11 protein-coding genes and 1 pseudogene are annotated in these 12,773 nt (G+C 62.3%); 6 read left to right on the forward strand and 6 right to left on the reverse strand.

The window, feature by feature from the left end; genetic code table 11:
• Together araG and araH are read left to right on the forward strand one after the other, a co-directional pair.
• Positions 1–310 (forward strand): annotated as a pseudogene (araG, locus tag ASD70_RS29075) (L-arabinose ABC transporter ATP-binding protein AraG); the annotation flags it as partial.
• A gap of 9 nt (positions 311–319) precedes the next feature.
• Positions 320–1,288 carry an L-arabinose ABC transporter permease AraH gene (gene araH, locus ASD70_RS14360; RefSeq protein WP_046072163.1) on the forward strand — a complete coding sequence of 323 codons (969 nt, stop codon included), beginning with the start codon at positions 320–322 and terminating at the stop codon, positions 1,286–1,288.
• A gap of 53 nt (positions 1,289–1,341) precedes the next feature.
• On the opposite strand, the gene ASD70_RS14365 is transcribed toward araH, so the two are convergent.
• Positions 1,342–2,490, reverse strand: a complete 1,149-nt coding sequence (locus ASD70_RS14365; RefSeq protein ID WP_056846772.1) for an aldose epimerase family protein — start codon at positions 2,488–2,490, stop codon at positions 1,342–1,344.
• A gap of 139 nt (positions 2,491–2,629) precedes the next feature.
• Here ASD70_RS14365 and ASD70_RS14370 point away from each other — a divergent pair, with 139 nt between their 5' ends.
• Positions 2,630–3,397: an SDR family NAD(P)-dependent oxidoreductase gene (locus tag ASD70_RS14370; protein WP_046072165.1), complete on the forward strand. Its 768-nt coding sequence runs from the start codon at positions 2,630–2,632 to the stop codon at positions 3,395–3,397.
• Positions 3,398–3,549: 152 nt separating this feature from the next.
• On the opposite strand, the gene ASD70_RS14375 is transcribed toward ASD70_RS14370, so the two are convergent.
• Together ASD70_RS14375 and ASD70_RS14380 are read right to left on the reverse strand one after the other, a co-directional pair.
• Positions 3,550–4,146: a glutathione S-transferase family protein gene (locus ASD70_RS14375; protein ID WP_056846773.1), complete on the reverse strand. Its 597-nt coding sequence runs from the start codon at positions 4,144–4,146 to the stop codon at positions 3,550–3,552.
• Positions 4,147–4,231: 85 nt separating this feature from the next.
• The gene (locus ASD70_RS14380; protein WP_056846811.1) at positions 4,232–5,218 is read right to left on the reverse strand and encodes an AraC family transcriptional regulator; all 987 of its coding nucleotides are present in this window, start codon (positions 5,216–5,218) and stop codon (positions 4,232–4,234) included.
• 65 nt (positions 5,219–5,283) lie between these two features.
• Between ASD70_RS14380 and ASD70_RS14385 the strand changes: the two genes are divergently transcribed.
• Positions 5,284–6,510, forward strand: a complete 1,227-nt coding sequence (locus ASD70_RS14385) for an MFS transporter (RefSeq protein ID WP_046072167.1) — start codon at positions 5,284–5,286, stop codon at positions 6,508–6,510.
• Positions 6,511–6,552: 42 nt separating this feature from the next.
• Complete coding sequence (yghU, locus tag ASD70_RS14390) at positions 6,553–7,383, forward strand: glutathione-dependent disulfide-bond oxidoreductase (protein ID WP_056846774.1); 831 nt, start codon at positions 6,553–6,555, stop codon at positions 7,381–7,383.
• 59 nt (positions 7,384–7,442) lie between these two features.
• Here the strand turns inward: yghU and ASD70_RS14395 are convergent, their stop codons facing one another.
• The 3 genes from ASD70_RS14395 to ASD70_RS14405 are packed head-to-tail and all read right to left on the reverse strand — an operon-like array spanning position 7,443 to position 10,184.
• Positions 7,443–8,369 carry a sugar ABC transporter substrate-binding protein gene (locus tag ASD70_RS14395; protein ID WP_056846775.1) on the reverse strand — a complete coding sequence of 309 codons (927 nt, stop codon included), beginning with the start codon at positions 8,367–8,369 and terminating at the stop codon, positions 7,443–7,445.
• Positions 8,370–8,388: 19 nt separating this feature from the next.
• Entirely contained in the window at positions 8,389–9,168 is a 780-nt protein-coding gene (locus tag ASD70_RS14400) for a TIM barrel protein (RefSeq protein ID WP_056846776.1), read from the reverse strand.
• Entirely contained in the window at positions 9,165–10,184 is a 1,020-nt protein-coding gene (locus ASD70_RS14405; RefSeq protein ID WP_046072171.1) for a Gfo/Idh/MocA family oxidoreductase, read from the reverse strand. The genes ASD70_RS14400 and ASD70_RS14405 overlap by 4 nt, the downstream gene beginning before the upstream one ends.
• 184 nt (positions 10,185–10,368) lie before the next feature.
• Between ASD70_RS14405 and ASD70_RS14410 the strand changes: the two genes are divergently transcribed.
• On the forward strand, positions 10,369–12,330 hold the full coding sequence (locus ASD70_RS14410; protein ID WP_056846777.1) for a sigma-54 interaction domain-containing protein: 1,962 nt from the start codon (positions 10,369–10,371) through the stop codon (positions 12,328–12,330).
• The last annotated feature ends 443 nt before the right edge of the window (positions 12,331–12,773 follow it).

Raw genomic sequence — 12,773 nt, forward strand, 5'->3', positions numbered from 1 at the left:
GGCGGGCGGCAACCAGCAGAAGGCCATTCTGGGTCGCTGGCTGTCGATGCCGATGAAAGTGCTGCTGCTGGACGAACCCACCCGTGGCATCGATATCGGCGCTAAGTCAGAGATCTACCAGATCATCCATAACCTGGCGGCCAGCGGCATTGCGGTGATCGTGGTGTCCAGTGACCTGATGGAAGTGATGGGCATTGCCGACCGCATTCTGGTGCTGTGCGAAGGTGCCCTGCGTGGCGAACAACGGCGTGAACACGCCACCGAATCCAACCTGCTGCAACTGGCCTTGCCACGCGGCGCGGCGAACTGAGAGAAGACGATGACAACCCAACCCAACGCGTTGCCCTCGGCACGCAAACCCCTCGATATGCGCGCATTGCTCGACAACTGGGCGATGCTGTTGGCGGCAGTGGGCATCTTTGTGCTGTGCGCCTTGCTGATTGATAACTTCCTTTCGCCGCTGAACATGCGCGGCCTGGGCCTGGCGATTTCCACCGTCGGCATAGCCGCGTGCACCATGCTGTTCTGCCTGGCCTCGGGGCACTTCGACTTGTCGGTGGGCTCGGTGATTGCCTGCGCCGGGGTGGTGGCGGCGATTGTGATGCGCGATACCGACAGCGTGATGCTGGGCATTGGCGCGGCGTTGCTGATGGGCCTGATGGTGGGCCTGATCAATGGCATTGTCATCGCCAAGCTACGGGTCAACGCCTTGATCACCACCTTGGCGACCATGCAGATCGTGCGCGGCCTGGCGTACATTTTTGCCGACGGCAAGGCAGTAGGGGTGTCCGAGGAGCAGTTCTTCGTCTTCGGCAACGGCCAACTGTTCGGCGTGCCGGTGCCGATCCTGATCACCATTGTTTGCTTCCTGTTCTTCGGCTGGCTGCTCAACTACACCAGCTATGGGCGCAACACCATGGCCATCGGCGGCAACCCGGAAGCGGCGCTGTTGGCTGGGGTCAACGTGGACCGCACCAAGATCCTGATCTTCGCCGTCCATGGCCTGATCGGCGCACTGGCCGGGGTGATCCTGGCCTCGCGCATGACCTCCGGCCAACCGATGATCGGCCAGGGCTTCGAGCTGACGGTGATCTCTGCGTGCGTATTGGGCGGGGTATCGCTGAGCGGCGGCATCGGCATGATCCGCCACGTGATTGCGGGTGTGCTGATCCTGGCGATCATCGAGAACGCGATGAACCTGAAGAACATCGACACGTTTTACCAGTACGTGATTCGCGGCTCGATCCTGCTGCTGGCCGTGGTCATCGACCGCATGAAACAACGCTAACCCGAGCCATACGAAGATCCAATGTGGGAGGGGGCAAGCCCCCTCCCACAGTTCTAATCGGCGGAGAACTTGAAGAGGGTGTGTTGGGTATAGGTCTGCCCAGGGTTCAAGCGAGTTGAGGCAAAGCCTGGCTGGTTAGGCGCATCCGGGAAGTGCTGGGTTTCCAAGGTAAACCCGCTCCAGTGCTGATACGTCTTGCCCCCTTTGCCCTTCACCGAACCATCGAGGAAGTTGCTGGTATAGAACTGCACACCCGGTTCGCTGGTGTAGAGCTGCAAGCGCCGGCCGGACTCAGGGTCATGCACGTCCGCGGCGAGCTGCTTGATGTCACCCTTGGTATCCAGCGCCCAGTTGAAGTCGAACCCACCCTGTTTCGGTTCGGCGAACTTGAGCTGCGGATGGTCCGCCTTGATGTGCTGGCCGATAGGCGTGGGCTTGAGGAAGTCCATTGGCGTGCCCTTGACGGGCGCCAGTTCACCGGTGGGGATCAAGGTGGCATTCACGGGGGTGTAGTGGCCGGCATGCAGGGTGGCGACCTGCTTGAGAATGTCGCCGTTACCCGCGCCGGCGAGGTTGAAGTAGCTGTGGTTGGTCAGGTTGAGCACCGTCGGTTTGTCGGTGGTGGCCTTGTAGTCGATGTGCAGTTCGTTGTTGTCGTTCAGGCGGTAAGTGACTTCGGTCTTCAGGTTACCGGGGAAGCCCATTTCACCGTCCTTGGACAGGTAGGTGAGGGTGACGCCCACCGAGTCCTTGTCCTTGACCGGCTGGGCTTGCCATACCTGCTTGTCGAAGCCTTGGGCGCCGCCATGCAGGGAGTTGGGACCGTCGTTGAGCGGCACCTGGTAGCGTTTGCCGTCGAGTTCGAAGGCGCCGCCGGCCAGGCGATTGCCGAAACGGCCGATGGTCGCGCCAAAAAATGCCGCGCCGGCCTGATAGCCCTGCACGTCATCGAAACCCAGCACCACGTCGTCGACCTTGCCGTGTTTGTCCGGCACCTTCAACGACTGCAATACGCCGCCGTAGGTGATCACCGTGGCTTGCATGCCATGGCTGTTGCGCAATATGTACTGTTCGACGGCGGTGCCGTCATTGGTTTTGCCGAAGGGTTTGTGTTCGCTGGTCAGGCCGGCGGCCTGGGTGCCGCCGCTGGCGACCAGCATGGACAACGCCAGACCGGACAGCAGGTAACGAGGGTGCTTCATGGTCGAACTTCCTTTTGTTGTTTTGGATGGAATAGTTCTACTAATTTGAGATATTTTGTCGTAATGACCCCGGATTTATAGCCTTTAACGGCGTATTTGCAAAATAAAATAAGACTAATTAAGTGGAGCGATCACTGATATGACTACCCAGCAAGCGATTTATCCCGACCTCAAGGACAAAACCGTGCTGATTTCCGGCGGTGCCTCGGGGATTGGCGAGTTCATGGTGCGCGCCTTCGCCGCGCAAGGCGCCAAGGTGGGTTTCGTGGACCGTGCGCAAAGCCAGGGCGAACGCTTGGCCGCGCTGTTGAATTCCCAAGGATTTACCGTGGAGTTCGAGTGCTGCGACATCACCGACGAAATTGGCTATCGCGCCGCCATCGGGCGCTTCGAGCAGTCGCTGGGGCCGATCACGGTGCTGGTAAATAATGCGGCCAATGACGTGCGCCACAGCCTGGAAGAAATCGACTCGCAAATGTTCGACCAGTTGATCGCAGTCAACCTCAAGCACGCTTTCTTTGCCGCCAAGGCGGTGGTGCCGATGATGAAAGAGGCCGGTGGCGGTTCGATCATCAACCTGGGCTCGGTCGGCTGGATGATGGCCTCGGCCGGTTACCCGGTGTACGCCGCCAGCAAGGCCGCGGCCCACGGCATGACCCGCGGCCTGGCGCGGGAACTGGGGCCCAGCCATATCCGCGTCAATACGCTGGTGCCGGGCTGGGTGATGACGGAAAAGCAACTGGCCATGTGGGTTGACGATGCGGCCAAGGAACTCATTGCCCGCAGCCAATGCCTGCCCGGCAGTGTGATGCCGGAACATATCGCCAATATGGCGTTGTTTTTGGCCTCGGATGCCTCGGCAATGTGCTCGGCGCAGAATTTCATCGTTGACGGCGGTTGGGTGTAGAAACGCGATTATCAAAACACCACTGTTCAAATGTGGGAGGGGCGGTGCGACGATTCGACTTGCTCCCGATGGCGGCGGGTCAGCTGATACATCTGTAGCTGATCCGGCGCCATCGGGAGCAAGCCCCCTCCCACATTTTTGAGATAAGGCGTTTATGCGATGGGATAACGCTTGAACGCCGGGTGCTGTTCGAGGCGTTCAGCATGGCGCTTGAGGTTGGGGAACGCATCCGCCTTCACCACCGAGGCCACAGTGAACTGGCTGAACGACCAGGCGACCGCCGCCGTAATTGATGCCTGGGTCAGCGCTTCGCTATCGCCCAGTTGCTTGTCCAACAACGCATAAGCCGCCAGCAATTGCCCGCTGACGCGCTCAAGCCACGGCGCATGCAGCTTTTCGGCTGGGCGCAGGTTGTGTTCATAGACGATCTGCACACTTTTTTCGCAAGCCGCGAGGGCCAGCCCGAGCAAGTGCAGATCGTGGGCGCGTGTCGCCGGTTGTTGAGGCAGCAGCTTCTTGTCAGCTGGCGCCAAGGTTTCGAGGTAATCGAGGATCAGGCTCGAATCCATCAGTACCGTCCCGTCATCCAGCACCAGGGTGGGCGCCTTGACCACTGGATTGATCTGGGCGAATTCCGCGAAGGTGCTGAACACCGACAGCGGTTCATGCACAAACTCCACCCCATACAAGTCCAGGGAAATCGCCACGCGGCGTACGTAGGGCGAGTCCAGCATTCCGACCAGTTTCATGCAGCCTCCATTGCTTTCGCGGTGTGAGTGGCTTGCGAGATTAAGGCTTCATGATAGGGGGGCGCAATGCTTGAAGCGGCGGTCGCTACATTGAACTGCGGGCCGCCCCGGGCGGTTGCCCGGTGATACGCTTGAAGGCACGGCTGAACGCCGCCTGGGAGGTGTAGCCGAGGCGTTGCGCGACGGTTTCGATGGGCATGCGCTCCAGTGTCAGCCACTGGCTGGCCAGGCGCATGCGCAGCTCCGTGGCGTAGCGTAACGGCGGTATGCCGAGGATGGCCTGGAAGCGATCGGCAAATACCGAGCGCGAGGTATGGCACTGCGCTGCCAGTTCCGCCACGCTCCAGTCGCGGCCCGGCTGCTGGTGCAGGGCGAGGAGGGCGCGGGCCAGGCGTGGGTCGCGTAGCGCCGCCACCAGGCCCGAGGCGTTGCCACAGGCGCATTCGACCCAGCCGCGTACGATCATCGCCGCCACCACATCGGCCAGGCGCGCCAGGATGCCGGCAAAGCCGATGCGGGCCGTGGAGACTTCCCGTTCCATCACCGCCAGTATCGGCATCAGGCCGGGGTAACGCTGGCCCCCGGCATCGATCAGCATCAGCGCCGGCATCAGGTTGCCGAGCCCCTGGATGCTGCCGAGTTCGAACTCCATGCAGGCGCTGAACAGCAGAGTGCTGGGAACGGTTTCGGGTGACGCATCCACGGCGCAGACGGCGTCTCCCAGCGGTGCGCTGTCGAAATCGCCGATGTCTTGCACATCGATGCTCGCGTCGGATAACAGTGCATGCGCGCCGCCATGGGCGATGAACACCGCATTGCCCGCCGACAGTTCGAAAAGGTCGCCATCCTCGCCGCGCAAGGTCACGTGGCCGGCCGCGAGAAAGTGGAAATAGGCATGGCCGGGCTTGGCGCCAAAGCCCATGCCGAAGGTCGGCCCGGCCTGGATGCGCCGGTACTGCACACCGCGCAGGCGCATACCGCGCAACAGTTCATTGATCAGGTCGGAAGACAGGGTAAAAGCATCCGCAGCGGTCATGTTCGGGGTTTCGGTCATAAACTCAAGGGTTTGCATCATAGATCATCCTGCCAGGCAAACCTAGACTTGTCGCCTTGCTAATGATCTGAGGATGACCTGTGATGAGTGAATATGCAGCTCAAGCCCCTGCCGGGGTGGTGACGGAGCCGGCCTGGCTGGCGGTATTTTCTTTGGCAATGGGGGTTTTCGGTTTGCTGACGGCGGAATACCTGCCGGCCAGTTTGTTGACCCCCATGGCCTTGGACCTGGGTGTTTCGGAAGCGCTGGCCGGCCAGGCCGTGACGGTGACGGCGGTGGTGGCGTTGTTTGCCGGCTTGCTGGTGCCCGGCCTGACCCGAAGCATCGACCGGCGCGTGGTGCTGCTGGGGTTCTCCACGCTGATGATTGCCTCCAACCTGCTGGTGGCGCTGTCTTCCAGCCTGACCGTGCTGCTGTTGATGCGCATCCTGCTGGGCATCGCCCTGGGCGGTTTCTGGAGCATGGCGGCGGCGGTGGCCATGCGTCTGGTGCCGGCGGCTTCCCTGCCACGGGCGCTGTCGATCATCTTCAGCGGGATTGCGGCGGGTACCGTGGTCGCCGTGCCGCTGGGCAGCTACTTGGGTGGCCTGTACGGCTGGCGCAGTGCGTTTATCGCGGCGGCTGCCGTGGGTGCGGTGACCCTGGCGTTCCAGGCGTTCACCCTGCCGCGCCTGGTGCCCAATGGTACCGCGCGCCTGCGTACCGTGCTGGAAGTGCTGCTGCGCCCGGGTATCGCCATGGGCATGTTCGGTTGCGTGCTGGTACATACCGCGCATTTCGCATTGTTCACCTATATTCGCCCGTTCCTGGAAAGCACCACCGGCGTCGATACCCAAGGGCTGGCCCTGATGCTGCTGGGCTTCGGCGTGGCGAATTTCGTCGGCACCTTGCTCGCCGGTTGGCTGCTGGTGCGCCACCCGCGTGGGACGTTGGTGTTGATGCCGGTGCTGGTAGGCATTGCAGCGCTGGCCCTGGTCTGGCTGCCGGTGTCACTGCCGGGCCAGGCGTTGCTCCTGGCGCTGTGGGGCATGGCGTTCGGCGGCGTACCGGTGGCATGGTCCAATTGGGTCGCCCGTGCCGTGCCGGACCAGGCCGAAAGTGCTGGCGGCATGGTGGTCGCTTCGGTGCAGTCGGCGATTGCCGCAGGGGCTGCCGGTGGCGGGTTGATGTTCAGCGTCAGCGGCATTGGTGGGGTATTTGTGGGTGCGGGTGTATTGATGTTGCTCGCGGCCTTGCTTATCGCCCTGCGCGTACAGGTGCCTCGACAAGACCGGGATGCCGGTGTGACGCACCACCCGTCTTTGGTTTAGTCTGGAACGCTTCGTTGATCACAATCCCTGAGGAGCAGTGGCATGGCTGACTATCTACCCCCAAAGGTCTGGACCTGGGACACCGAGAGCGGCGGCACCTTCGCCAGTATCAATCGGCCCATCGCGGGTGCTACCCACGATAAAGAGCTGCCGATCGGCAAGCATCCGCTGCAGCTGTATTCCCTGGCCACGCCCAACGGGCAGAAGGTCACGATCCTGCTTGAAGAGTTGCTGGCCCTCGGGCACACCGGCGCCGAATACGACGCCTGGCTGATCAAGATCGGCGACGGCGACCAGTTCGGCAGTGGCTTCGTGGCGGTGAACCCGAATTCGAAGATTCCGGCCCTGATGGACCGCAGTGATGCCACGCCGATTCGGGTATTCGAGTCCGGCGCGATCCTGCAGTACCTGGCCGAGAAATTCGGCGCGTTCTTGCCCAGAGAGCCTGCGGCCCGGGCTGAATGCCTGTCATGGTTGTTCTGGCAGATGGGCAGCGCGCCCTACCTGGGGGGTGGCTTCGGGCATTTCTATGCCTATGCGCCGAGCAAGATGGAGTACCCGATCAACCGTTTTGCCATGGAAGCCAAGCGCCAACTGGATGTGCTGGACAAGCGCCTGGCGGTGAGCGAGTACATCGCCGGCGATGAGTACACCATTGCCGATATCGCCATCTGGCCCTGGTACGGCGGGCTGGTCAAAGGCCGCTTGTACGGCGACTCGGCGGAGTTTCTCTCGGTGCATGAATACAAACACGTGCTGCGCTGGGCCGACGCAATTGACGCCCGGCCGGCGGTGCAGCGCGGCCGGCGGGTGAACAGGGTGTCGGGTGAGGAGCAGTTGCCCGAACGGCATGACGCGAGTGACCTGGACTGATTCAGATCCAGTGTGGGAGGGGGCTTGCCCTCCCACATTTGGATCTCCTTAGCTTCGGTTTACTTGTAGCGCTGTTCGAATACCGCCACCTGCTCAGGTTTGATCAGTTCAAACGGCACCCACACTTCGGCTTCAATCGGTTCGCCCTTGATCATTTTGATCGCCGCTTGCACCGCCTGGGTCGCCTGGGCCTTGGGGTCCTGGAACACTGAGGCAGCAAGCAGCCCACGCTTGATTGCCGCCAAACCATCGGGCAAACCGTCGATGCCGACGATCGCAATCTGGCCCTTGGCCTTGCCCGCTTGCTGCAATGCCATGGCCGCACCGATTGCCATTTCATCGTTGTTGGCCACGATCGCATCAAACTGCGTGCCTGCCAGCAGCCAGTTGCTGGTCAGGTCCATGCCTTTGTTGCGTTGCCACTCGGCGCTTTGCTGCTCGACGATCTTGATACCGGGAAAGTCCTTGAGCACCTGCCTGGCGCCCTCGGTGCGGTCGTGGGTGGCGTTCTGCGCAAGATCGCCCATGATGATCGCCACGTTGCCCTGGCCGCCGAGTTTTTCCGCGAGGTAGCGCATCTGCAATTGCCCAGCCTCGATGTCGTTGGACGCCACCGTAACCACGCCCTTTGGCAGCGTGCGTTCATCCGGGTGGCGGTTGACGTACACCAGTGGCGTCTTGGCCGCCACGGCGGCGCGGGTGATGTTGGCAGTGGCAGCCGTGTCGACCGGCAGCACGATAACCGCATCGACTTTCTGGTTGAGAAAACCTTCGACCTGGTTGAGCTGGCGCACGACATCGCCCTGGGCGTCTTCGAACTGGATCTGCACGTCCTGCTGTTTCGCCGCGGCCTCAAGGCCGCTACGTACATAGGTCATGAAGTTATCGTCGACCCGGGCAATGCTCACGCCAATGCGGTACGCGGCGAAAGTCCATTGGCTGAACAGCAACAGCAGCGCGGCCACTAGCAATGAATAACGATGCATAAGGGTGTTCCTTTTATTGTTATAGGGTGAATGCCTGGCGGAAGCGCTCCAGGGCCAATTCGCTGGTGCCGCTGGCCCAGCCCTCCAGGCCGACCACGCCGGTGTAGCCCATGGCGTGCAACGCGCGGGCAATCGTCGGGTAGTGGATTTCGCCAGTGCCGGGCTCCTTGCGCCCGGGCACGTCGGCCACCTGGATTTCACCAATGGCGCTGCCGGCGCGCTGGATCAGTTCGATCAGGTTTCCTTCGCCGATCTGCGCGTGGTAAAGGTCCAGGTTCATCTTCAGGTGCGGGCTGCCCACGGCTTCGATCAGCGCAAGGGTCTCGTCGGCGCGGGCGAACGGCGTGCCGGGGTGATCGACGGCGGTGTTGAGGTTTTCCAGCAGGAACACACGGCTGGCGTCTTCCCCCAGGCGCGCGATTTTTTCCAGGGTCTTGCAGGCACTCAGCCACATGCGGCCGGTGGCCTGGTTGACCGGCTGCACCGGCAGGCCGCCGGCGCCCAGGCCGGTGCCGTGCAGGTTGAGGCTGGGACAATTGAGGCGCTCTGCGATGCCCAGGGATTCGCGGGCGCTGTCGAGCAGTTGGCGACTGCCTTCGGGGTCGGTGAGGGTGCCGCTGATGTAGCCGGTCATCGAGGTGAAGTCCGCGCCGGTCGCGGCCAGGGCGTCGATGTCCTTGTCGGTCCAGCTCCAGATTTCGGCGCTGAACCCCAGGGCGTGGATACGTTTGACCCGTTCGATGAAGGGCAGGTCGAGGAACACCATCTCGGCGCTGACGGCTAATTTGAACGGCATCATGGCCGCGCCCCTTGCACGGCCACAGACTTGCCGGTTTCGTACGACTCGATGCAAGCGCGCGCAATCGCCAGGGCCGCGCGCGCATCCTCACCGCTGGCCAGGGGCTTGGCGCCGCTGCGCAGGCAGTCGACAAAGTGGTTGAGTTCGGCAATGTAGGCGTCGCGCAGCAGGTCAGTGTCCATTCGTTGGGTGTCGGCCTGGATGCCCTCGGCCAGGTAGCGCACCAGGTCGCAGTCATTGAGGCTGCCCATGCTCAGCATGCCTTGGCTGCCGAACACTTCACCGCGCACATCGTAGCCATACACCGCCTGGAAGTTGGCCTCGGCGGTGGCGATGGCGCCGTTGTCGAAGCGGATCGTGACCACGGCGGTATCGAGCAAGCCTTGGCTTTTGTACGCTGGGGCGATCAGCGCGTCGGCCATCACATATACCTGCACCGCTTCGGCGCCGGGGTTGAGGTAGCGCAGCGTGTCGAAGTCGTGGATCAGGGTCTCCAGGAAGATCACCCATTGTGGTGAAGCGGCTGGGTTGTTCAGCGCCGGGTCGCGGGTCAACGAGCGCAGCAATTGCGGCGTGCCGATGCGGCCGGCGGCGACATCGAGGTGGGCGGTACGGAAGCTCTTGGCGAAACGCCGATTGAAACCGACCTGCAACGGCACGCGGGCGTCGGCGGCAGCGGCGATGGCGCGATCGGCTTCATCCAGGGTGATCGCCATGGGTTTTTCGCAGAAGATACCCTTGCCGGCGCGGGCGGCGCTGATCACCAGTTCGGCGTGGCTGCGGGCGGGGGCGGCGATGAGTACGCCGTCGATCTCCGGGTCGTCCAACAGCTGTTGCGGGTCGGTGTAGACCTTGTCCACCCCCAGCTCTGCTGCCAGGCGTGCGGCCTGGCCTGGGGTAGGATCGGCGATGGCGGCGAGGCAGGCACCGGGGATGTGGCGCGCCGCCGTAAGGCCGTGGAAGCTGCCCATGCGACCGGCACCGATCAAGCCCAGGCGGATATTCTGTGTACTCATGAAGTGACCCCTTTTTATTGTTGGCCCGCAGGACAGTCCTGGCTGGCATAGAGGTAAGAGCAAGGGGTGTGCCAACTCATAACTAACTGATTTTTAATAGGTTATTAAAATCAGTAAACAAAATGTGTTCATTCAGATGACATGTCTATACTGACATGTCAAAAATATGAACATGGATGCCTTGATGAGCCTCACATTCAGCGTGCAAGACCTCGAATACCTCACGGCCCTTGGACCTGATGCGCTGAATGACGGACCCGTCGCTGCGTTGGAGCAGGGCTGGCGAGCGTGTCTGTCCGGCCAGGTCGAACGCCCGGCCGAGGTGCGCCAGGTCATCTGGGATTCGTGGCGGCGCAGTCTCGAGGCAAGGATCGATCCCGATCACAGCCACTACCGTTTCGTTGCCGCCCAAGCGCTGGCGGCAACCCTGGCCAATCACCGCGTACTGATCGCCGCCGCCGCGCAAGTCATGCACGGCTTGCTGGCCTATAACCCGCGCGGCCATATCAACCTTACCGATGCTGAGGGCACCACCCTGTATTTCTGCGGGCTGGACATCACCCCAGTGGGCAGTCGCCTGCTGGAATCGGTACAGGGCACCAACTGCACCGGGTTGGCCTTGGCCGAAGATCGCCTGATGTACGTGTTGGCCGAGGAGAACTTCGCCGGCGCCCTGCGTCAGCGTCGCATGCACTGCGCCGCTGCGCCGATCAAGGATGCCCAGGGCCTGACATTGGCCATGCTCACGCTGACCGCCGAGCCCGGCTGGTTTCATTTCCATACCCTGGGCACCGTCCAGGCGGCCGCCGAAGCGGTGTCGCGGCAGATGGCGCTGCAGGTGTTGCTGGAAGAACAACAAGCGGTGCTCGAAGTGCTGAACGAAGGCTTGGTGGTGCTGGATGAGCGCGGCTGCATCAAGGCGCTCAACCGTTATGCGCGGCAGTTGTTCGGGGTGGGGCTGGAGCTGATCGGCAGTTCGTTCCAGCGCCTGGGGCGCAGTGAGTTGAGCGACGTGCTGGGTGAGCCGGTGCGCGACCTCGACTGCACCTTCGAGTTGCACGACCGCAGCCAACTCGCCTGCCTGGTCTCGGTATGCCCGCTGGAGCAGGGCGGGGTGATCGTGTCGGTGCGCGAAAACCGCCGCATCCGCGAAATCACCCGGCGTCTTATCGGTACTCAGGCGCGCTATACCTTCGACACCATCCAGGGCACCTCACGGGCGATCCAGGACGCGCTGCACCTGGGGCGCATTGCCAGTCGCGGCGACGCCACCACTTTGATCCTCGGCGAAAGCGGCACCGGCAAGGAGCTGTTTGCCCAGGCCATTCATAACGCCAGCGAGCGTTGCAACGGCCCGTTCGTGGCGGTCAACTGCGGCGCCATCCCCCGGGACCTGGTGCAGAGCGAACTGTTTGGGCATGTCGAAGGCGCGTTCACCGGCTCGGCGCGAGGTGGGTCGGCGGGCAAGTTTGAATTAGCCGATGGCGGCACCATCTTCCTGGATGAAATTGGCGACATGTCCTTCGATGCCCAGGTCAGCCTGTTGCGAGTGTTGCAGGAGGGGGAAGTGACCCGCGTGGGCGCGAAAAATTCGCGGCCAGTGGACGTGCGCATCATCGCCGCCACCCATCGCAACTTGAGCCAGGCAGTGGCCGAAGGTGCGTTTCGTGAGGATCTTTACTACCGCCTCAATGTGTTGAACCTCACCGTGCCGCCGTTGCGTATGCGCCGCGAGGATATCCCGCTGTTGGCACGGCATTTCCTGCAGCGCTGTGCGCGTTCGTTGCGTAAGCCAGTGCAGGGTTTCTCGCCGGAGGCGCTGGCGCTGCTGTCAGCCCATGGCTGGCCGGGCAATGTGCGTGAACTGGAAAACGCGATTGAACGGGCGACCAACCTGGCGATGGGCGAGTTGATCCAGCCGGCTGACTTGCCGCTGGAAACCCAGCAACGGGCGACGCTGCGCCTTTACCAGCCCCAGCCCGCGCAGGATCTGAGCAGTCATGAACTGCACGCCATCGTCGCCGCGCTGAAAAACACGGGCGGCAATATCCGCCTGGCGGCCCGGCAACTCAACGTGTCGCGGGGTGGGCTGTACAACAAGATGGGTCGGTTTGGCTTGGATGCAGGGGATTTTCGCGGGCGGTGAATGATTGCCCGTGTGCAGATTAAAGGTGGGGGCTTCGATGGCGGCCTGACAGCCGACCGCTAACCAGCGGATGCCCCGCGATCCAAATGTGGGAGGGGGCTTGCTCCCGATGGCGGCCTGACAGCCGACCTGGATGTTGGATTGGGCCGAGTACATATCCGTTATTTGGGTAACGGCCACTATGGGTTCCGCTCTTACAGCGGGTCACTTTTGAAAAGCGCAAAAGTAACCAAAACGCTCTTGCCCCACCACTCGGCACCTCGCTTAGGCTCGGTGTGCCCTTCGTTCCGCTCTTACAGCGGGTCACTTTTGAAAAGCGCAAAAGTAACCAAAACGCTCTTGCCCCACCACTCGGCACCTCGCTTAGGCTCGGTGTGCCCGTAATCCGACCTGGATTTGGGGGGCCGCCGCCACGCGCCATCCATGGCGCGGGGCGGCTAAAC

This window comes from Pseudomonas sp. Root569 (assembly GCF_001427465.1).
Lineage (GTDB): Bacteria > Pseudomonadota > Gammaproteobacteria > Pseudomonadales > Pseudomonadaceae > Aquipseudomonas > Aquipseudomonas synxantha.

Bases quoted from the DNA above. Each gene is read 5' to 3' on its own strand.
- araH (WP_046072163.1), top strand. From the start codon at position 320: ATGACAACCCAACCCAACGCGTTGCCCTCGGCACGCAAACCCCTCGAT.
- ASD70_RS14365 (WP_056846772.1), bottom strand. From the start codon at position 2,490: ATGAAGCACCCTCGTTACCTGCTGTCCGGTCTGGCGTTGTCCATGCTG.
- ASD70_RS14370 (WP_046072165.1), top strand. From the start codon at position 2,630: ATGACTACCCAGCAAGCGATTTATCCCGACCTCAAGGACAAAACCGTG.
- ASD70_RS14375 (WP_056846773.1), bottom strand. From the start codon at position 4,146: ATGAAACTGGTCGGAATGCTGGACTCGCCCTACGTACGCCGCGTGGCG.
- ASD70_RS14380 (WP_056846811.1), bottom strand. From the start codon at position 5,218: ATGCAAACCCTTGAGTTTATGACCGAAACCCCGAACATGACCGCTGCG.
- ASD70_RS14385 (WP_046072167.1), top strand. From the start codon at position 5,284: ATGAGTGAATATGCAGCTCAAGCCCCTGCCGGGGTGGTGACGGAGCCG.
- yghU (WP_056846774.1), top strand. From the start codon at position 6,553: ATGGCTGACTATCTACCCCCAAAGGTCTGGACCTGGGACACCGAGAGC.
- ASD70_RS14395 (WP_056846775.1), bottom strand. From the start codon at position 8,369: ATGCATCGTTATTCATTGCTAGTGGCCGCGCTGCTGTTGCTGTTCAGC.
- ASD70_RS14400 (WP_056846776.1), bottom strand. From the start codon at position 9,168: ATGATGCCGTTCAAATTAGCCGTCAGCGCCGAGATGGTGTTCCTCGAC.
- ASD70_RS14405 (WP_046072171.1), bottom strand. From the start codon at position 10,184: ATGAGTACACAGAATATCCGCCTGGGCTTGATCGGTGCCGGTCGCATG.
- ASD70_RS14410 (WP_056846777.1), top strand. From the start codon at position 10,369: ATGAGCCTCACATTCAGCGTGCAAGACCTCGAATACCTCACGGCCCTT.